Source organism: Streptomyces sp. Edi4, from assembly GCF_040253615.1.
Taxonomy (GTDB): domain Bacteria; phylum Actinomycetota; class Actinomycetes; order Streptomycetales; family Streptomycetaceae; genus Streptomyces.
Genome location: NZ_JBEJGY010000003.1, coordinates 39,496 through 59,743 on the forward strand (window position 1 = coordinate 39,496; position 20,248 = coordinate 59,743).

Below are 20,248 nucleotides of genomic sequence, written 5' to 3' on the forward strand. Positions count from 1 at the left end.
GTTCTCCCGTCTCGCCCAGGTGATCGCGACGGCCACAAAGGCCGTTGATGTCATCCACGAGCGTGAAGAGAGCGTGACATCAGCGCTGGTCGAGTCCCAGTGAGCGGTTCATGGAGAGCACCATGAAAATGTCATACCCCGATGGTGACAACGGCACTGGGCGACCGCGACGGGGCACCGCAGAATTCGAACCGCGGGACGACGAGAGCGAGCACGGCTCGGATCCCCGATTCCTCAACACTCAGGCCTCATCTGGAGGGTTCCATGAGCACGTTGACCATCGTCACCCCGTCCGGCTCCGCCCGGCCGCCGCTGCCGGACCACCGCCTCGCCCTGCTGACCGCCCGTGCGGGTCTCGAACCGGAGCTGGCCCAGCGGTACTTCATCGACCCGGCGTCGGTGCTGGTGGAATTCGGGCTCAACGCGGCGGAGTCGGTGTACTTCGCGGAACTCGGCGCCTCGGCGGGTGACTTGGTGATCGAGGACCTGGACCGCCCGGACGCGGCCGGCGGCGACATCTGCTATTACTGCCCGCTCGAGGCTGGCCGCCCATCCGAGATGGCGTTCATATGACCGTATCGGAGAGATCCGCCGCCTCGCAGCCCGTGGGCTTCAAGCCTCACCTGCGTGTCGAAGTGGTCGGCGGCGAGGCCGTCTACCTCATGTCGGAGCACGGTACGACCGCCCTGCACGGCCCCTGCGTCGAAGCGCTCGCCCCGCTCCTCGACGGCACCCGGACTTTGGCGGCGGTGCTGGAGCTGGCTTCGAGCACGCTGTCCGCGGACGTGGCGGGCAGGACCATCGCGGCGCTCGCCAAGGCCGAACTGATCGGCTATCAGGCCCCGTTGGCGGACTGCACGGCCGAGGCCTACTGGGAACTCGCCGGCCTCAGCGGGGCGGGCGCCCAGGCCGCGGTGCTCAGTACCCGGGCCCACCTGCTGACGCTGGGGCGCATGGACCGCGAGTCCCTCAGCAGCGCGTGCCGCGCCTCCGGGCTGGGCCTCGCGGAGGCGGGTGAATCCGCCGCCTTCTCCCTGGTGCTGTGCGACGACTACCTGGACCCCGAGCTGGCCGACGTCGATGCCTGGCACCGCGCCGCGGGCCGCCCGTGGCTGCTCGCCAAGCCCTGCGGCGCCGAGGCATGGGTGGGGCCCTTCTTCGGGCCCGGCGGCCGGCCCTGCTGGTCGTGTCTGGCGCACCGGCTGCGCGGCCACCGGGCGGCCCAGTCTCTGGTCCAGCACGTGCTCGGACTGCAAGGGCCCCTCTCGCTCCCCGAGGCATCGCTGACCTCCGTGCGGGCGCTGGGACTCCAGACGGCCGTACTGGAAGCGGTGAAGTGGGCGGCCGGCATGCGATACGCGGAGCAGAGTTCCGTGTGCACGCTCGACACCCGCACCCTACGGACCCGCCACCACCCGGTCAACAGACGTCCCCAGTGCGCCGAATGCGGCGACCCCGGGCTGGTGACGGCGCGGATGCGGCGGCCGGTCGTCTTCACCTCGCGTGTCAAGTCGGCCGGGGAGGGCAACGGCCACCGCGCCCTGTCGCTGACGGCGGTGCGCGCGCGGTACCAGCACCTCATCGATCCGCTCACCGGTGTCGTGCCGGAGGTCCGCTCGGTGCCGGGGACGCCTACGGGGCTCAACCGGTACGTCTCGGGGCGCAATCCCGCGTTCCAGGCACGCTCGCTCGTCAGTCTGCGCAACGGACTGCGCAGCCACAGCGGCGGCAAGGGCACCACCCCTTTGGAGGCCGAGGTCGGCGCGCTCTGTGAGGCCGTGGAACGCTACTGCGGCACCCGTCAAGGTGACGAACCGGTCGTCCTAGACAGCTTCACCGGGCTCGGCGAGGGTGCCGTACACCCCAACGCGTGCCAGCTCTACGCCGACCGGCAGTTCCGGGAACGGGGCCGGTGGAACCGTACGGCCTCCGCGTTCCAGCACATCCCTCCGTCCTTCGACCCCCACGCGGTCAGGGAATGGTCCCCGGTGTGGTCGGTGACGGCGGGTGCCACACGTCTGCTGCCCACGTCGATGCTCTACTTCGGGCCCGGCCCGGACGGCCGTCCGCACGCGCCCTGGGCGGACTCCAACGGCAACGCGGCCGGCAGCAGCCTCGAGGACGCCGCCGTGCAGGGATTCCTCGAACTGGTCGAGCGCGACGCGGTGGCTCTGTGGTGGTACAACCGCACCCGCCATCCGGCGGTGGACCTCGACGCATTCGAGGAACCATGGCTCGCGCAGGCGCGCGCCGCGTACCGCGAGTTGGGCCGCGAGGTGTGGGTTCTCGACCTCACCGCGGACTTCGAGATTCCCGTCATGGCGGCCGTGTCATCCCTCGGCGCGACTACCGCCCAGGGCATTTCCTTCGGCTTCGGAGCACACTTCGATCCGCGCATAGCACTGCGTCGAGCGGTGACCGAGATGGCACAACTGCTCCCCGCCCACAAGGACGGCGCCGAAACGCGTGCGGGCTTCTCCTCCTCCAACCCGGAACTGGCCCAGTGGTGGTCGTGCGCAACCACGCGGAGCCAGCCATACCTCTTGCCGGATCCGGCCGAGCACCCCCGGACCCCGGGCGACTACGTGTACGAGGCACGCGACGATCTGCTCGGCGATCTCACCGCGATCGAGCAGCTGTTGAGCGACCGCGGCCTGGACCTGCTCGTGCTCGACCAAACCCGCCCTGACGTGGAATTGCCCGTGGTCAAGGTACTCGTTCCGGGGATGCGGCACTTCTGGGCGCGGTTCGCGCCGGGCCGTCTCTTCGAGGTTCCGGTCCGTCTCGGACGCCTCGCGGGCCCCACTGCCTACGAGGAGCTCAACCCGATCCCGCTGTTCGTCTGAATCCGGCCGTAGCGGACTCACAGTGGCCTACTTCAATCCTTAGCCATAGCATGCCGTTCGATCAGTACCCTGGCTAGGAGACCGCGATGCCGGACGTATGTCGAACTGCGGAAAGATCCCGAGGGGCCGCAGAGCCGCGATCGCTGAGCGAGCAGCAGACCATGGCACCCCGGCTCGCGCGCATCATCATGACGGTGGTACTTGCCTGTTACTGCTCCGTCGTGATCCTGAACGTTCTCAGGACGGGCAAGGCGAGCACGGCCCAGCTGACGTCCTGCGTGGTGACCGTGCTGCTGGTGTTCGGTCTGCAGTTCACCCTCTCCTCTCCCGCGGCGCGCACCTGGCCCATGAAGCGACAGATCGCGGCGCTCGTGGCCCAGGCACTGCTGACCTATCTGCCCACGTTCTGGTTCCAGCTCAGCTGGGGCAGCATGCAAGGGCCGTTCGCCGCAACGGTGTTGCTCTCGCTGCCGCAGCGCATCGCGTGGCCGCTCTTCGGCGTGGTCCTCGCCGGTGTCCCGCTGTATCCGCTGTCGAAGGGCGCCAACGCGCTGGACTGCGCCTACGCCTTCATCTCCGTCATGCTGGCGGGTCTGGTGATCTACGGCCTGACCCGTCTCGCCGACCTCGTACAGGAAGTGCACTCCACCCGGGAGAAGCTGGCCCGCATGGCCGTGACACAGGAACGGCTGCGCTTCGCGCGCGATCTGCACGATCTGCTCGGATACAGCCTCTCTGCCATCACCCTCAAGGGTGAGCTGGTCAACCGGCTGATCCCGGCCCGTCCGGAGCAGGCCGCGGAGGAAACCGTGTCGCTGCTCCTGGTGGCACGCCAGGCCCTGTCGGACGTACGTCTGGTGTCGCGCGGTTACCGGGACATGTCGTTGCGGGACGAGGCGGAGTCGGCGGCGGCCGTGCTGGCCTCGGCCGACGTCCGCGCGGAGGTGGACATCGGGGACCAGAGGCTGCATCCGGTCATCGACACGGTGCTGGCGACCGCGCTGCGGGAGGGAGTCACGAACATCCTGAGGCACAGCAAGGCAGAGGTCTGTACCATCAAGGCAGCCCACGGGCCCGAAACGATTCTGCTCACCATGGTCAATGACGGTGTCGTCATCAGGGACCAGTCGCTCGACGCCCGGTCCGGCGGCAGTGGTCTCGGCAACCTCCGTGCGCGTCTCACCGAGATCGGTGGAGAGCTGACCGCCGGCGTCGGAGCGGACGGCCTGTTCCAGGTGCAGGCCCGGGCTCCGCTGCGACCGCACAATGGAGAGGCCAGGGTTGCCACGACCACCGCCGCGACGGGCTCCGGCAGAGCCGCGGCCTGACATCCGACGACATCGCTCGCTGGGGGGAGCACCGATGCTGTCCATCAACATCCTTCTTGCCGAGGACGTGCACATGATCCGGGGGGCGCTGGTGGCGCTTCTTCAGCTCGAACCGGACCTGCATGTCGTCGCCGCCGTGGACCGGGGCGACACCATCGTCAGCACGGCGCTCGACACCCGGCCGGACGTCGCCGTGATCGACGTGGACCTGCCCGGCATGGACGGCCTGACGGCCGCCGCCGATCTGCACCGTCAGCTGCCCCGGTGCCGATCCCTGATCCTCACCAGTCTGGGCCGCCCCGGCACCATGCGCCGCGCCATGTCGGCGCATGTCTCCGGCTTCCTGCTGAAGGACTCACCACCGGACCAACTCGCCTTGGCGGTACGCTCTGTGGCCGCCGGCCGGCGCGTCCTGGACCCCCAGCTCGCCCTCAGCGCCTGGGACTACCCGGACAACCCGCTCTCCCGAAGGGAGGTGGAGGTGCTACGGCTCGCGGCCAAGGGAGCCGACGCCGCCGAAATCGCCGGATGCCTGTACCTCACCGGCGGAACGGTCCGCAATTACCTCACGTCGATCGTCAGCAAACTCGGTGCCCGCAACCGCATCGACGCCATCCGTATCGCCGAGGAAGCCGGCTGGATCCCCTGAGCCGTCCGACGCCGAGGCGCCAAGGAGCGCGTCAAGGAGCCCGGCGTCCAGGGTCGTGCCGATGGAGAGGTCCGCCGGCTCACCGAAGCCGGCGTCGGACACCGCCGCGCTCACGACGTAGCGCCCGATCCCGAAGGTCCCGAAGGCCCACTCGTCGGCGCCCGTGTCCGTGCCGTCGGGCCGCACCAGGCGGGCGTCCGGCCCCCGCAGGGCGAAGCCGAATTCGGTGAAACGGAAACGCAGTCCCTGTCCAAGCGCCTTGCTGTAGGCCTCCTTGAGGGTCCACAGCCGCACCAGGGTGTCATTGCGTGCCCCCTCGCCGCCCTCGTCGAGCCGCCGCTTCTCGAACGGGGTACAGGCCTGCGACTCCGATCCGGTGTGGGCGAGTCTGCGGTCGGAGCGCTCCACATCGACCCCGATCCGGCCTCGGCGTGTGATGCCGACGACCATCATCTCCTCGGTATGGCTGAGGCTGACGTCGATCTGGTCGCAGCCGCGCACATAGGGCCGGCCGCCCGGCTGGTAGGCGAGGTCCACCAGCTGCGGGGTCGTCTCCAGCGCCGCTGCCGCCGCGTGCCGCAGCAGCAGTCGGGAGGCAAGGAACCGTTCCTGCATCCTGGGCCGGCCGGCGAACGCCTCGTAGCGGTTCCAGTCTCGGCCGAGCAGCGCACGCAGCTTCCCGGGATCCGCCTCCCCGGGCAGCCAGTCGCGCATGCTGCTGTACGTCAACACGCTTCCGGCCCCGGCGAGTTCCGCGCGCAGGCCCGCCCAGGGGCCGCTCGGCCCGTGCGTGAGCAGCGGCCTTCCGATTGCCCCCATCTCCTCAGGCCCCTGCCAGCACGGCGGCCAGCGGGCCCGCGTCGAGGGCGGAGATGACTCCGGCCAGGTCGACCGCGTCGCTCTGCGGGCCGCGGCAGGCCACCAGGCAGGTCGGTCCTTCGTTGCCGCCCAGCCTGCGCAGGAACGGAGTGAGCACCACCCGGGGGCCGATCTCCACCACATGGGTGGGCACCTGCTGGCCCAGCAACGCCCGTGCGGCGTCGGCGAACCGCACCGGCGCGGTGATCTGCTCGGTCCAGTACGGGCCGTACAGGGGCTCGGTGGTCAGGCGTCCGTACACGGTGGAGTAGAACGGCACGCGCGCGGCGCCGCCCGCCACCCTGCGGGCCACCGGCTCGAACTTGGGCAGCATTGGGGCCATCAGCGGCGAGTGGAAGGGATGCGCCACGGTCAGATGGCGGCAGGCGACGCCCCGGCCCTCCATCTGCTCCTGGATGCGTTCGAGGCCCGCCCGCTCCCCGGAGAGCACCGTGGCCTTGGCCGCGTTGATCGCGCCGATGCCGACGCCGGGTTCGCCCGCCACCAGTTCCGCGGCTTCGTAGGGGGTCGCGCAGGTGGCCATCATCCCGCCGTCGCTGGGCAGGTACTGCATGAGGGCACCGCGCACGGAGACCAGTTTGGCCGCGTCGGGCAGCGAGAGGGCGCCCGCGACCGTGGCGGCGGCGAACTCCCCGATGCCGTGGCCCAGTACGGCCACCGGTGCCACCCCCACCTCCTGGAAGGTCTGGGCGAGCGCGTACCCGACGGCGAAGAGGGCAGGCTGGGTGAAGGCCGTCTGATGGATGCGCGGGTCGTTGTTGAGGATCAGTTCGACGACGGACGTCCCGGTGTACGGCAGCAGCGCGGCGGCGGCCTCGTCGAGGTAGCCGCGGTAGCCGGTCGAGCTCCGGTAGAGTCCGGTGGTCATGCCGGGGTGCTGGGAGCCCTGTCCGGTGAAGACGAAGGCCGCGCGCACCAGGCCGTGCCCCGCCGGGCGCGGATCGCGCATGGCCATGTACCGGCCGAGCTCCCGCACGGTCGGGTAGGCCTCGATGTCGGTGGGTTCGACCAGCGGGCCGAACTCCTCCTCGATGTCGCCGTAGAGGCTGAGCGCCGCCACCGAGTCGAGTCCGTACTCGTTAAACGGCACGCTCTCCTCCACGGGCCGGCCGAGGTAGTGGGCGAGCCGCTCCCGCAGCCACTCCCGGTGGACCCCGTCGAACGAATCGTCATACAGGTGATCAGGCATGGTGTGTGTGCTCCATCTCAGGCTCGGACGGCTGCCCCGGCGGTTGGTCAGGCCAGCGGGGACCCGTACAGGTCATAGCTGCGGCGGCGGTGCGACCGGTCGAGCAACTCCGCGAGCACCCGTTGTTCGCAGGAGACCGGGCGGTGCGGGAGTGGCAGACCAAGGCGTCGCCCCAGCCGGAACAGGACCGCGACGGGCCAGGCGGGGTCGGCCAGGAACGGGTCGGTGGCGCCGGGCTCTCCCAGCTGTTCCCGCCACACCCCGAGGCAGGCCGCCGCGGCCAGCACCATGGTGTAGCGATCGGCGAGCCCGAAGTGGTGCGGGCTGGAGAGCGCGGCGCGGTCATCCCTCGGCACGGACCGGAACGCCTGGCGCAGTTCCCTGAGTTCATGGGTGAAGGCGTCGGTCAGGGTCCGCAGCAGGGCGCGGTCGCCGTGGCCCGGTGTGCGGCCGTCGGCGCTCTGAAGCCCTTCGGCCGACGCTACGAGCGTCGCGGCCAGCGGGTCGCCGTCACCGAGCAGGGCGAGGCGTTGGAGGTCCAGCGGCGGCAGGTCCTCGGACAGCCGGAACAGGCCGGCGGGCGCCGGCCGGTCCCTGAACCAGGCGTGTCGGGCGAAGTGCGGCAGCTGGGGCAGGATGCTGACCTGTCGTCCCGCACTGCCGGCGTGCCCCAGCGAGGTGACCGGGAGATCGCGCAGCTGCTTCAAGAACATGCCGTACGGCCCGCTGACGAGGAAGCTCTCCTCGCCCAGGACCGCAGCCATCTCGTCCATCGACTCCGCGGCGAGTTTGGGGGCGAGGTAGGCGGCCGAGGCCGCGTAGGCGCTCATCTGCCGCGGCAGCAGATGCAGTGCCCGGGTGGCGACGAGCGCGAGGCAGTCCATGACGAGCAAGTCCAGGAAGGCACCGGTCAGAACGTCCCGTACGTGCTGGACGTCGAGTGAGGAACGGCCGTCGTCGCGCCGCCGGGTGGCGAACCTGACCACCGTGCGCAGCGCGGTGTCGACGCCCGCGAGCACGATCGACGGGATCAAGCCGCGGATCTGCAACGAGGACCGCAGCGACATCTCGTAACCGTCGCCCACCTTGCCGAGCACCGCGCCGGGCCGCACCAGGCAGTCGGCGATGCTCAGCCCGCCGAACTGCGCGCTGCGCATCCCGGGGGTGGCGAACCGCTCCACGTCCCTGACCCGGTCCCGGGGCAGTTCCGCGCGGTCCAGCAGCAGCACCGAGTGACTGCGGCCGCCCGCTCGTTCGGCGTCCTCGGTGCGGGCGAAGACGACCAGGCCACGCGCCCTGGACGCGTTGGCGATCCCGGTCTTGCGGCCGCTGAGCACCAGCCCCCCGGGGGCGGGACGGGCGGTGAACTCATCGCGAACAAAACTGTTTCCGTGCGCCACCTCGTGCCGTGCGACGGCGATCCGGTCGCCCCCCAGCAGCAGCCGTGCGACGAAGGCCCGCTGCTCCGGGGTGCCCGCGGCCCACACCGGAGCAGCGGCGAAGAAGCAGTTCAGCCCGAAGCCGAAACCGAGGGAGGCGTCCCGGCGGAACACCGGCCGCAGTATCCGGCCCAGGACGTCCATCCGGCTCAGCCTGCCGCCCAATTCGGCAGGCACGAACTCGGCGTTGAGCCCGAACGCGCTCAGCGCCTCCTCGGCCCCCGGCGCCACCCCGGCCTCCGCCTCGGCGGCGATCAGGGCGTCGCCGCCGAGCGGGTTGGCCGGGTCGTCGAGCGGGCCGAAGGCCTTTTCCAGGGCTGCGATCCGGTCCTCGTACAAGGCTGTCGTCATCGCCGCCTCCCTTGTGCCACCAGTTCGCCGACCTCCGGGTCGATCGACTGGTGCAGCGCTGTGAGCTCGCCGCTCAGGAACATCCGCCGCATGGCCGCGCGTTCCAGCTTTCCGCTGGTGGTCCGGCGGACGGTGCCCGGACGTACCAGGAGCACACCGCCGGCCCGGACCTCGTACACCTCACCCAGGCGGCTCCGGATGGATGCCGCGAGTTCGGCGAGATCGGCGTCGTAGCGTCCGCGGGCACGCAACTCCTGTATGACGACGACATGTTCGCGCGCGGCCGGCACCGCGAATGCCGTACCGGGCCCGAACAGCGCGCTGACGCCCTGGACGGTGCGCTCCAGGTCCTGCGGGTACAGGTTGCGTCCGGCCACCACGATCATGTCCTTGATGCGGCCGGTCACATAGAGCAGGCCGTCCCGCAGCATGCCCAGGTCCCCGGTGCGCAGATAGCCGCCCCGGCCGCCCTCGATCCGGCCGTCGAAGGTGTCGGCGCTCTCCTTCGGCTTGTCCCAGTAGCCACGGGCGACCGAAGCGCCGCGGACCCAGATCTCACCGATCCGGCCGTCCGCGAGCGCCTCGCGACTGTCCGGATCGACGATTTGGATCTCGGTGGCGGCGGGCCGGCCCGATGCCACGACGGTGCGCACCGGCCCGCCGCCCGCGCCGGTCTCTTGCAGCTCGTGCGGCTCGGGCCCGGCACTGTCCGCGGCGGCCCGGCCCCCGGCCGTGCCGTCCCCCTGACCCGCGACCAGCAGGGTCGACTCGGCCAGCCCGTAGCTGGGTCTGACCGCGCCCGGACGCAGTCCGGCGGCAGCGAAGCGGTCCGTGAAGGCCTGTACTGTCGCCGCGTTCACCGGTTCGCCGCCGTTGACGGCGATGCGCCACCGGGAGAGGTCCAGGCCGGCGAGCTGACTGTCGTTGATCCGGCGGACGCACAGCTCGTACGCGAAGTCGGGGGCGCCGCTGACGGTGAGCCCGTAACGCGAGATGGTCTCCAGCCAGTGGGCCGGCCGCTTCACGAAGGCGACCGGGGAGAGCAGGACGGCGGTTCCGCCGAGCCAGAGGGCGTGCAGCAGCTGGCCGACCAGACCCATGTCGTGGTGCAGCGGCAGCCAGCCGCCGATCCTGGCGCCGGGGGCGGTGCCGAACGTCTCACTGATCGCCGCGTTGTTGGCGAGCAGGGAGCGGTGCGTCACCACCACGCCCCGCGGTTCGCGGGTGGAGCCCGAGGTGTACTGGAGGAACGCCACGTCGTCGGGGCCCGCCTGCGACGGTCGCGGTACCTCGGCGCCGCCGGCGGGCAGGGTGTCGGTGGGGATGCAGACCGCGCGCTCGTGGCCCGTGCGGGCCAGGAGCTGGGTGACGCCGGGGGCTTCGGCGCGCGAGGTGAGCACGCAGGAGGCGGCCGCGTCCCGGAAGATGCCCGCGATCCGCTCGTCGTGGTGCCTGCCCCCGCCGAGCGGTGCGACGGGCACGGCGATGACGTCCGCGTACAGGCAGGCCAGAAAGCTGATGCTGAACAGTCTCCGCGAGGTGTGCAGGATCAGCACCCGCTGGCCGGCGCTCACATGCCGGCGGATCAGAGCGGCCAGGACGCCTGCCTCACGGTCGAGTTCCGCATAGGAGAGGATCTGCGGTCGCAGCTCTCCGTTCCGCTCGGTGAGCAGAATGAGCGCCGAGCGGTCGGGCGCCTCGGCGACCCTGCCGCGGATGTGCTCGGTGAAGGTCGGGTTACCGGTCAACGCCTCCCCCTTACATGTCGGGCGGGCGGCCGGGCGGGCGTCCGCGACTGTCTTTGAAGGCGGGACGGTCGGGAGCGTTGGTACACCGGCGCTCCCGGCGCTTCCCGTCCCTGCGCCGGTCCGGGTCACAGCCCGGGCACGGTTGCCGCCGACCGATAGTGGCCGCGCTTGACCGTCCACGCCGCGTACGCCGCCCTCACCTCGTCCGCCGGTTCCTCCGCACGGCGGGCGAGGGCGAGCAGCACGGCGGTCACGGCGGCGATCTCGTCCGCGTCGGGGCGGCCTCGAACCACGGTGATGCGCGTCTCGTTCGACATGGGAGACAGCCTGCACCCAGCCTCTTGAGCTGGCCTCGCGCCCGGAACGGGAGAGAGCCGAGGACCCGTGGTCCTCGGCTCTCTCCCGACTCGAATGCCCGCTCGGCGCTACCCTCCCGGGCCGTCGGTGCGCCCGATCGTCCGCTCGTAGGCGACGTGCAGGGCCCGGTCGACGGCGACCCGGGCGGTGGCGGCCAGGCTCCGGTACGCCCGGTCGTACGCCTGGCTGGCGAGCGCACGGTCACAGGCCTCGGCGTCACGCCACCACAGCATGCCCGTGTAGGCGAAGGGACTGATCGTGGAGCGCAACAGGTCGCTGCCCCCGAAATCGCCCAACTCATCCATCAGTACGCACAGTTCACCGAAGTCGTCCTCGAACCTGCCCCAGTCCCCGTGCACTTCGGCATGGACCAGCAGCACGGTCTCCTCGCCGGCCATCGCGTCGTCCCGCAGCATCCGGCCGACGCTGACCGCCTGGTCGACCTCGGCCACCACCAGCGGCTCGAGCCGGCGGACGTGTCTCAGGAAGGTCGCGTCGTGCACGGTGTCCAGGAAGGCGCGCAAGGTGCGCCAGTGGCCCAGATGGACGTACACCTGAGGCCGTTCGGCCAGGCGCGCGGTCACCAAAAAGTCGAAGTCGTCGCGGCGGCGCAGGAATTGGGAGTGGTCACGAAACAGCCTCTCGAACTCCTCGACATCGCCCTTCACCTCGAAGTGGTTGATTACCGTGATCGGGCCTGCGAGATCACGTACGGCCATGCGCTTCCTCCGCAAACTGCTGTGCGTACCGCAATGTGGTGGAGCTGTTGGTGCCCAGGGCCTTGCGGACCAGGTTTCTCGCCTTGGCGAGGGTGACCTCGGGGCCGAGCGCTGTGCGCACCCCTTCGTGGTCCAGGACCACAGTGTGCCAGGAGGTGACGGTGAGGGTGCCGTCGTCCAGCGGCTCGATGGTCCAGCGCCCGGTGTGCACCCGCATCGCCACCGGGACCTTCAGCTGCTTGTAGACGATCTCCTTGCGGTCCTCGAAGCACACCCGTACCGAGGCGGTGTTGTGGATGGAGCCGTCGGAACTGCGGGTGTCCATGTCGATGTGCTGGATGCCGCTCTCCTCCTCGGTCAGGTCGAGCCGGGCCACGTGGGGCAGCCGCTCGGGCCACATTTCCGCGCGGTCCAGGAAGGCGTACACATCGCCGGCCGCCCCCGCGACGGTCACCGAGTCGCTGAAGGTGAACTGGAGTCCGGCGGCGTCCTCGCCCCGCTCCGCGGCGTTCTTCAGAGCGGTGAGCTCGGCGAGGCTGTTGCGGTCGACCGCCCGCTCGATGAGGGCCTCGGCCTGCGGATCGTCGTCGACCGCACGGTAGTCGTGCAGCAGCACCACCCGTGTCGTCCCGTCCTCGACGGGCTCGATGAGCCAGGTGCCGCCCATCGCGGCGACGGGGGCCGCCGAGACCACCTGCCGGAAGGTGATGACACGGGCGGCCGGGTCCAGGACACGGCGTGAAGTCCAGGTGCGCACCTGCTCGTTGGCGACCGCCCAGATGCGCAGCAGCTGCTCGCCGCCTGCGAACGGGTCGGCCTCTTCGAGAACTTCCACATGGACGGTCGGCCCGAACACCTGGGGCCACCCGGCGACGTCGGCCACCAGGCGGTAGACGTCGTCCGGTGCGGCCGACACGGAGATGGAGTGTTCCGTCAGATGGGGCCCCGTGGCCGGTGGGATCTTCCGGGGCTCGGTCGTAGCGGTCGTCGCCACGGTGGTCCTTCCCTTCGTATGTGCCGTGCGGGACGGCATTCAGCAGAGTGGCACAAGCCCCCTAGGGTGAGGCTCGACCATCGGTCGCCCCTCTGTGGAGGGCGCTCCCGGCGGGACGGCTCAGTCACTCCATCCGGGCTGCTCGGTGATCTCCACGACGGCACATCCCCAGCTGTAACCGGCTCCCACGCTGACCAGCACACAGCGGTCGCCGGGGCGGACGCTGCGGGAGACCAGCAAGTGGTCCAGGCTCGCGAACTGGTCGCCGGCCCCGAGATGACCGACCGTGCGGCTGAACTTCCAGGTGGTGCGCGCCGGGTCGATACCGAACGGCTGGTAATAGATGGCCTTCAGCCTCCTGCCCCCGAAGTGCGGCAGCACCACCCACTGGGCGTCGCCGAGCTCCATGCCGGCGTCCGCCAGCGCCTGCTTGATCACCGTCCGCTGGCCGTGGTGGGCCCGGCTGATGGCGTACGACATCCCGGCCCGGCCGATGAACGCGCGCTTGGCCTGCTCGAAGTCGACCGGCATCCGGTGCCCGAACGGCGCGGTGGTGAACGGTTCGTCGCCCCGGTGCAGCGGCTCCAGCTCCGGGTCGGCGAACAGCGCGAGGGAGACCAGCTGGGCGACGCCGCCTCGGCGGGAGAGGACGAGCGCGGTCGCGCCGTCGGCATAAGGGGTCCCCGGGTCGGTCTGCCAGCGGTCGATGCCCGGCGCGCAGAACCGGTCGGCGGTCGTCAGCAGCGCGTCACCGCGGCCGTGGCCCGCGGTGAGGTAGGCGGTGGCGAGGTCCAGCGCCGCGAGACCGCCATTGGACATCTGCCGGATCTCGATGGCCTGACAGCTGTTGCCGAGCGCCTCACGCTGAATGTACGAGGCGACGGGCCACAGGTCCTGGCCCTGGTGGTAGGTGTCCGCGTGCAGCAGGAGCTCCACCTCTGCCGGAGTGCTGCCCGCGCGCGCCACGGCGGTCCGGGCGGCGTGCGCGGCCATCTCGGCGGCGGACTCATCGGGTGAGTACGCCACGGATTCCAGTCCGGTGGTGGCGGCCAGCCGGGGCGGACACGCCCCGGCGGCCACCGCGTCCTCAACCGTCAGCAGGGAGGGGAGACGTACGGAAGTCCCCCGGATGTAGATGCCTTCCACACGCACAACCGCTCCTGTGGGTTCGAGGGTGTCAGCCGGCCCGGGTGGCCATCAGTCCGCGAGCGTCGCGCCCCTCGCGCTCCAGCCCCGGGCGGCCGGCCAGGACGTAGTGAACGGCGTCGAGCAGGGCCCGCCATCCCGCCGCGACCGTGTTGGCGTCCACCCCGACGGCGCCCCAGCGGCGCTCGCCGTCCTGAAACGACATCAGCACCCGGACGGCGGCTGAACTGCCCGTCTCCCCGCTGAGCACCCGGACCCGGTAGTCCACCAGCTCCAGTTGGCCGAGTTCGGGAAAGTGGGGGTCGAGCGCCTTGTGCAGGGCGGTGTCCAGGGCGTGGACCGGACCGTTGCCGCGCTCCTGGGCCACGAGCGGGACGCCGTCGACCCGCAGCCGTACCGAGGCCTGGGTGCCGGACTGTTCGCCGCGCTTCGCGGAGACGGCCACCTGCCATTCGTCGACGTCGAACGGCGGGGGAAGCGCAACACCCGCCAACTCCTCGCGCAGCAGCAGGGCGAAGGAGGCGTCGGCGGACTCGAAGCTGTAACCGCGGCTCTCCAGGTCCTTGACCCGGGCCGCGGCCCGCGCCGCCACCTCGGAGCCCGCGCTGACGTCGTAGCCCAGCTCCCGCGCCTTGAGTTCCACGGAGGAGCGTCCACCCATGTCGGAGACGAGGGTGCGCAAGATGTTGCCGACCCGGGCCGGGTCGATGTGCTGGTAGAGGCCGGGATCCACGCGCAGCGCCGAGGCGTGCAGACCGGCCTTGTGCGTGAAGGCGCCCGTACTGATGTAGGGGGCCGTGGGAGGGGCGGGGATGCCGGCGAGCTCCGCGATGCTCCGGCCGATGGGGGCGAGTGCGGCGAGCCGTTCCAGCGGGATCACCTCGCAGCCCCGCTTGAGGACGAGGTTCGCGGCCAGGGTGAACAGGTTCGCGTTGCCGCACCGCTCGCCGTAACCGTGCGCCGTGCCCTGCGCGTGCACGGCGCCGGCGTCCACGGCGGCCATGGTGTTGGCGACCGCGCACCCGCTGTCGTCGTGGCAGTGGATGCCGATCGCGGCGCCGGTCATGGCGATGGTGTCGGCGACGACCGCCTTCACCTCGTCGGGCAGCGAGCCGCCGTTGGTGTCGCAGAGCACGACGACCTCGGCGCCCGCCTCCATCGCGGTCCGCACGACTTCCAGCGCGTACTCGCGGTTGGCGAGATAGCCGTCGAAGTAGTGTTCGGCGTCCACGAAGACGCGGCGTCCGGCGTGCGTCAGATGCCGCACGGTGGAGCTGATCATGGAGAGGTTCTCGGCGAGCGTGGTGCGCAGGGCCCGGTCCACGTGCCGGGTGTGGCTCTTGGCCACCAGGGTCACCACCGGGGTCTCCGCGTCCAGGAGCGCCCGTACCTGGGGGTCGACGGACGCCGAGGTGCCCGGCCGCCGGGTGGCGCCGAAGGCGGCCAGCACGCTGGAGCCCAGATCGAGTTCCGTCCGCGCCCGGCGGAAGAACTCGGTGTCCTTGGGAACCGCGCCGGGCCAGCCGCCCTCGATGAATCCCACGCCGAGGGCGTCGAGGCTGCGTGCGACGGAGAGCTTGTCGTCGACCGTGAGCACGAGACCCTCCATCTGGGTGCCGTCGCGCAGGGTCGTGTCGTAGAGGTGAAAGCTCCGCTCCGCCATCACTCCTCCTTGCTGTCGGCCTGCGGCACCGGTCTGCCGCTCTGGGGCCCTCACGGTCGGCTGTGACCCTTGAGAGCGCCTTGAGCGGCCATGCCGGTTCGGGTACGGGGCCGGCGGCCTTCCGCGGACCACGCCCGATCCTGTACGGGCCGGTGCGGTCTGGCGGTCCGGTGCGCACAGTGACGTCGGTCAGTGCAGTTGCGCTCGAGTCCGGCTGAACCTCGGCGCGGGAGTGGCGGGACCGCCGCCGCGGGCCAGGTGGTGGGGGTGCGAGGCCGCTTCCTCGATGCTCAGGACCGGCGTGACACACGCTTCCGTATCGGCGAAGTGACGGGCCCACTCGTCCCGGTCCCGGACGAGGAACCGATGCGCGAACATGCGCCGCAGGGCGGGCCAGTTGACCGGGTCCCCGCGGTCCGGCATCCGCTCCGGGTCGATTTCGAGGCCGGCCAGCAGCGCCTGATAGAAGCGCTCCTCCAGGGCGCCGACGGCCACGTGACCACCGTCCGCGCAGGCGTAGCAGCGGTAGAACGGCGCTCCGCCGTCCAGCAGGTTCACCCCGCGCTCGGAACGCCACTCGCCCGCGGAGAGCATCGCGCTCATCATGCCGAGCATGGTGTTCGTGCCGTCCACGATCGCCGCGTCCACGATCTGGCCCCGGCCGGTGCGCTGGCGCTCGTAGAGGGCCGCGAGCACCCCGGCGACCAGGAACATCGCACCGCCCGCGAAGTCCCCGAGCAGATTGACCGGCGGCACGGGCGGACCGCCCGCCTCGCCGATCGCGTACAACGCCCCGGTGAGAGAGAGGTAGTTGATGTCGTGGCCGGGGGTGCCCGCGAGCGGGCCGTCCTGCCCCCAGCCGGTCATCCGTCCGTACACGAGCCCGGGGTTGCGGGCCAGGCACTCCTCGGGGCCGATGCCCAGCCGTTCGGCGACACCGGGCCGGAATCCCTCGACCAGTACGTCGGACGCCTCCACCTTGCGCAGCAGCCACGCCACGTCCGCGGGACTCTTGAGGTCGAGCTCCGTGGAGTGCCGGCCCCGGTCCAGTTCCCCGTGCCAGTCAGCGAAAGAACGAAGGCCATCACTTCGGTCGATGCGCAGGACATCAGCTCCCAGGTCCGCGAACATCATGCAGGCGAAGGGAGCGGGCCCGATCGCCGCCAGCTCGACCACTCGCAGGCCGTCGAGCGGCCCGGTCATCGCGTGCTCCAGCAGCTGTGGCCGGGAAGCGTCCCCGAACCCGGCAGGGCAGTCAGGACATTCAGGGTGTTCGACATGGGGGGAACGTAAGCAGCGGATCCGAAGCTTCACTCGAGTTCCGCTCGACGGTGACGTCAGCAGGGGCCGGTAGGGCTCCAGCGCCGTCCGAGGGGGAAGCGGCACCGTGAACAGAGCGGATTTCAGTTCCCGCGCCGTGACGCCCTCAGGAAGGATGCACCGTGACAACCAGTGCCGTGGAGGCCGGCGATCCCGCCGGGGCGAAGACCGAGACCTTTCCCTACCGACGCCAGTGCCCCTTCACCCCGCCCAAGGACTACGCGGAGATGGCCGCCAAGGACGTCTCCCAGGTCACGCTCACCGGGTCCGGACTGCGCATCTGGACGGTCACGAACTACCGGATGATCCGGGAACTGCTCACCGACCTGCGGGTCAGCGCCTCACGCAGGCACGACAACTTCCCCTTCTACTTCATCGCCCCGCCGGAGTACCGCACGGAGACCTCGTTCATCGGCTACGACGGCAAGGAACACAGCGACACCCGCCGCAAGGCGGCGCTGACGTTCACCAACCGGCAGGTGCAGCGGCTGCGTCCGCGCATCGAAGAGATAGTCGACGAGCACCTGGACACCCTGCTCTCGCTGGAGCCGCCGGCGGACTTCCACCGGGTGTTCTCGCTGGCCGTGCCCATGACGGTGATCTGTGAGCTGCTCGGTATTCCGCAGGACCAGCACGATTTCTTCATCAAGCACGGCACGGCGCTGCTCGGCGGGCACAGCTCCACCGAGGAGCGGCAGGCCGCGATCGTCGAAGTGAACGCCTATATAGGCGAGTTGATTCAGCTCAAGAAGCGGGAGCCGGGCGAGGACCTGCTCAGCCGCGCGATGGCGGACTACGCGGAGTCCGGCGAGGAGTACACCGACCGGGACCTGTTCAACATGGTCCGGCTGCTGATGAACGGCGGCCACGAGACGACCGCCAGCCAGATTTCCCTCGGCACGGCCTGCCTCCTGGAGAATCCCGGCCAGCTCGAACTGCTCCTGAACGACCCGTCGTTGGTCAAGCCAGCCGTCGAGGAGCTGGTGCGGTTCGCGACCATCGGGGACACCGCCGTCCCCCGCGTGGCCCTGGAGGACATCGAGATCGGCGGCCAGGTGATCCGCAAGGGGGACGGAATCCTGTGTTTGGGTCTCGCCGCCAACCGCGACCCGGAGGTGTTCCCCGAGCCGGAAAAGCTCGACATCACCCGGGGCAGCCGCAAGCATCTGGGTTTCGGGCACGGGGTGCACCACTGCATCGGCGCCGACCTCGCGCGTCTGGAGCTGGAGATCGTGTGGAGCAAGCTCTTCCAGCGCGTCCCCACGCTGAAGCTCGCCAAGCCGTTCCTGGAGATACCGCGCAAGGAAGGCGCGGTCATCTACGGGCTGTGGGAGCTGCCCGTCACCTGGTGAAGCCGCGCGGACAGCCCGCCCCCGGCGATCCGTCGCGGGCCGGCTCCGCGTGCCCCGCCCGGTGCGCGGGGCGTGCCCTTCCCGGGCGGCACGGGCCTGTGGACGCTGTAGCGGCTCTCCAGGGCCCTTCCAGGCACCCGGGCCACGGTGGGGCTCCAGGCGACGCCACCGCACACAGCAGGCGTGCCCCGACCGGAAGGAACCGGTGTGCCCCAGGCAGTGCAGGAAACCGGACAGCGGGTGACCGCGGACCTCTATGTCGAGGTGCAGCAGTTCTACGCACGGCAGATGCCGCTTCTCGAGGAGCGGCGGCTGGAGGAGTTCCTGGAGACGCTCACCGAGGACGGCTCGATCGAGCACCGTCCCGGGGGGTGGAGGCTCGAAGGACGTGCGCAGTTGCTGACCGAGATGCGTCAGCGCCGGGGCGACCCGGAACGGCCGCTGGTCGAGGAGGTGTCGGCCCGTGAGGCACGGCAGAAGAACATCGCGTACTACGACGGCCTCGTGTACCGGTACTGGTTCGACCGGATGCGGATCGACCCGGTCGGCGAGGACACCCTGCACGTCCGGTACCAGGCCATCGTGAGCATGACCGATGCGGCCGGCAAGGTGAGTTTCGAGCCGACGACCGTCGTGGAGGACGTCCTGGTCCGGATCGACGGGGAGCTGTACACACGTTCCCGGCTGGTCACCCACGACTCTCCCCACTGGGCCGACAAGATCCACAACCCGTCCTGACCGACGCGAAGCCCCGCCCGCGCCGGCCCCCGGCAAGCCGCTCACCGCGGAGGTTCCCCTTGTCCACCCGCCCTGGGGCGGCCGAGCGCTTCGCGCGTTCCGCAGCCATCACCCGCGACGGCTCCTGGCTGCGCACCAGCGACGTCGCCGACTGGATGGCACAGCGCGCGCTGTGCCACCGCTTCGCCGTCGACCGCATTCCCTTCGCGGCGCTCGACGGCTGGTCCTTCGCCGGGAGCACCGGGAACCTGACCCATCGCAGTGGCCGCTTCTTCACCGTGGAAGGCATGCGGGTCTCGGTGGACTCCGGTCCCTTCCGCGACTGGCAGCAGCCGATCATCCATCAACCGGAAGTCGGCATCCTGGGCATCCTGGCCAAGGAGTTCGACGGGGTGCCGTACTTCCTCATGCAGGCCAAGATGGAGCCGGGCAACCGCAATCTGCTACAGCTCTCCCCCACGGTGCAGGCGACGCGCAGCAACTACACCAGGGTGCACCGCGGTGCGGACGTGCCCTACCTCGACCACTTCCTGCGGCCCGTGCCGGGCAGCGTGGCGGCCGACGTCCTGCAATCCGAGCACGGCTCCTGGTTCTTCCGCAAGCGCAACCGGAACATGATCGTCGTGACCGATGACGAGGTGCCGGTGGCCGACGACTTCTGCTGGCTGACGCTCGGTCAGATCGGTGAACTGCTGCGCGTGGACAACGTGGTGAACATGGACGCCCGTACGGTGCTGTCCTGCCTGCCGATTCCGGACGCCGGGCCGTGGGGCGACACGGGTCTGCTTTCGTGGTTCACCGCCGAACGCTCCCGTCACTCGGTCCGTGCCGATCTGGTGCCGCTGAGCACAGTGGCGGGCTGGCGGTCGGGGCCGCACGCCATCGAGCACGAGCTCGGCCGGTATTTCCGGGTGGTGGCGGTCCGGGTCGAGGCCGGTAGCCGGGAGGTGGGCGGCTGGACCCAGCCGCTGATCGAACCGTGCGGCCAGGGCGTCACCGCCTTCCTGACACGCCAGGTCGACGGCGCCCCACAGGTCCTCGTGCACGCCCGGGTGGAGGGCGGCTTCCTCGACACCGTCGAGCTCTCCCCCACCGTCCAGTGCCTGCCGGACAATTACGCGTGGCTGGCTCCCGAGGACCGCCCACCGTTCCTCGACACCGTGCTCCGGGCCCGGCCCGAGCAGATCCGGTACGAGGCCGTCCACTCCGAGGAGGGCGGCCGGTTCCTCAACGCCGAGAGCCGCTATCTGCTCATCGACGTGGACGAGGCGGATCTCCCCAACGTCCTGCCGCCGGGGTACCGGTGGGTGGCCCCGGCCCTGCTCCGTTCCCTCGTCCGCCATGGCCACTATCTCAACGTCCAGGCGCGCAGCCTGCTTTCCCTCCTCACCACGGGAGCCGCCACGCTCGAGCGGCGGTCGAGCCCCGACGGCGACAATGGTGCGCATGCCTCATCAGCTCAGCCTGCGCACCCTCAACCGCACGTATCTGGATCGTCAGTTACTGTTGCGCCGTAGCCCCGATACACCT

Annotated in this window: 16 protein-coding genes and 1 pseudogene; 7 read left to right on the top strand and 10 right to left on the bottom strand. The window is 70.5% G+C overall.

The window, feature by feature from the left end:
- The first annotated feature begins 264 nt into the window (after positions 1-264).
- From ABR738_RS01885 to ABR738_RS01900, 4 genes and pseudogenes are all read left to right on the top strand, one after another.
- Positions 265-573 (top strand): putative TOMM peptide, encoded by a 309-nt coding sequence (locus ABR738_RS01885; protein ID WP_350228180.1) that lies wholly within the window; start codon positions 265-267, stop codon positions 571-573.
- Positions 570-2,846, top strand: a complete 2,277-nt coding sequence (locus ABR738_RS01890) for a TOMM precursor leader peptide-binding protein (RefSeq protein WP_350228181.1) — start codon at positions 570-572, stop codon at positions 2,844-2,846. Before ABR738_RS01885 ends, ABR738_RS01890 begins: the two co-directional genes overlap by 4 nt.
- A 161-nt stretch (positions 2,847-3,007) precedes the next feature.
- On the top strand, positions 3,008-4,174 hold the full coding sequence (locus ABR738_RS01895; RefSeq protein WP_350228182.1) for a sensor histidine kinase: 1,167 nt from the start codon (positions 3,008-3,010) through the stop codon (positions 4,172-4,174).
- Between the two features lie 34 nt (positions 4,175-4,208).
- Positions 4,209-4,739, top strand: a pseudogene (locus ABR738_RS01900) (response regulator); the annotation flags it as partial.
- On the opposite strand, the gene ABR738_RS01905 reads toward ABR738_RS01900, so the two are convergent.
- From ABR738_RS01905 to ABR738_RS01950, 10 genes are all read right to left on the bottom strand, one after another.
- Positions 4,659-5,642, bottom strand: a complete 984-nt coding sequence (locus ABR738_RS01905) for a 4'-phosphopantetheinyl transferase family protein (protein ID WP_502964024.1) — start codon at positions 5,640-5,642, stop codon at positions 4,659-4,661. The pseudogene ABR738_RS01900 and the gene ABR738_RS01905 overlap by 81 nt on opposite strands.
- Positions 5,643-5,646: 4 nt before the next feature.
- Positions 5,647-6,891 carry an acyltransferase domain-containing protein gene (locus ABR738_RS01910; RefSeq protein ID WP_350228184.1) on the bottom strand — a complete coding sequence of 415 codons (1,245 nt, stop codon included), beginning with the start codon at positions 6,889-6,891 and terminating at the stop codon, positions 5,647-5,649.
- A 47-nt stretch (positions 6,892-6,938) separates the two neighbouring features.
- Positions 6,939-8,681: an acyl-CoA dehydrogenase family protein gene (locus tag ABR738_RS01915; RefSeq protein ID WP_350228185.1), complete on the bottom strand. Its 1,743-nt coding sequence runs from the start codon at positions 8,679-8,681 to the stop codon at positions 6,939-6,941.
- Entirely contained in the window at positions 8,678-10,429 is a 1,752-nt protein-coding gene (locus ABR738_RS01920; RefSeq protein WP_350228186.1) for a fatty acyl-AMP ligase, read from the bottom strand. The genes ABR738_RS01915 and ABR738_RS01920 overlap by 4 nt, the downstream gene beginning before the upstream one ends.
- A gap of 125 nt (positions 10,430-10,554) precedes the next feature.
- On the bottom strand, positions 10,555-10,746 hold the full coding sequence (locus tag ABR738_RS01925) for an acyl-CoA carboxylase subunit epsilon (protein WP_350228187.1): 192 nt from the start codon (positions 10,744-10,746) through the stop codon (positions 10,555-10,557).
- Between the two features lie 108 nt (positions 10,747-10,854).
- Positions 10,855-11,505: an antibiotic biosynthesis monooxygenase family protein gene (locus ABR738_RS01930; RefSeq protein ID WP_350228188.1), complete on the bottom strand. Its 651-nt coding sequence runs from the start codon at positions 11,503-11,505 to the stop codon at positions 10,855-10,857.
- The gene (locus ABR738_RS01935; protein WP_350228189.1) at positions 11,492-12,499 is read right to left on the bottom strand and encodes an aromatase/cyclase; all 1,008 of its coding nucleotides are present in this window, start codon (positions 12,497-12,499) and stop codon (positions 11,492-11,494) included. The genes ABR738_RS01930 and ABR738_RS01935 overlap by 14 nt, the downstream gene beginning before the upstream one ends.
- 120 nt (positions 12,500-12,619) lie before the next feature.
- The gene (locus ABR738_RS01940) at positions 12,620-13,645 is read right to left on the bottom strand and encodes a ketoacyl-ACP synthase III family protein (protein WP_350228190.1); all 1,026 of its coding nucleotides are present in this window, start codon (positions 13,643-13,645) and stop codon (positions 12,620-12,622) included.
- 31 nt (positions 13,646-13,676) lie between these two features.
- Entirely contained in the window at positions 13,677-15,308 is a 1,632-nt protein-coding gene (gene cimA, locus ABR738_RS01945) for a citramalate synthase (protein ID WP_350228191.1), read from the bottom strand.
- Positions 15,309-15,497: 189 nt separating this feature from the next.
- A complete protein-coding gene (locus tag ABR738_RS01950; RefSeq protein ID WP_350228192.1) occupies positions 15,498-16,511 on the bottom strand; it encodes a CaiB/BaiF CoA transferase family protein in 1,014 nt (337 codons plus the stop codon).
- 239 nt (positions 16,512-16,750) lie between these two features.
- On the opposite strand from ABR738_RS01950, the gene ABR738_RS01955 reads away from it, so the two are divergent.
- From ABR738_RS01955 to ABR738_RS01965, 3 genes are all read left to right on the top strand, one after another.
- Positions 16,751-17,980, top strand: coding sequence for a cytochrome P450 (locus ABR738_RS01955; protein WP_350228193.1), 1,230 nt, complete (start codon positions 16,751-16,753; stop codon positions 17,978-17,980).
- A 207-nt stretch (positions 17,981-18,187) separates the two neighbouring features.
- Entirely contained in the window at positions 18,188-18,718 is a 531-nt protein-coding gene (locus ABR738_RS01960) for a nuclear transport factor 2 family protein (RefSeq protein WP_350228194.1), read from the top strand.
- 59 nt (positions 18,719-18,777) lie between these two features.
- Positions 18,778-20,235, top strand: a complete 1,458-nt coding sequence (locus ABR738_RS01965) for an NDP-hexose 2,3-dehydratase family protein (RefSeq protein WP_350228195.1) — start codon at positions 18,778-18,780, stop codon at positions 20,233-20,235.
- Positions 20,236-20,248: the final 13 nt, after the last annotated feature.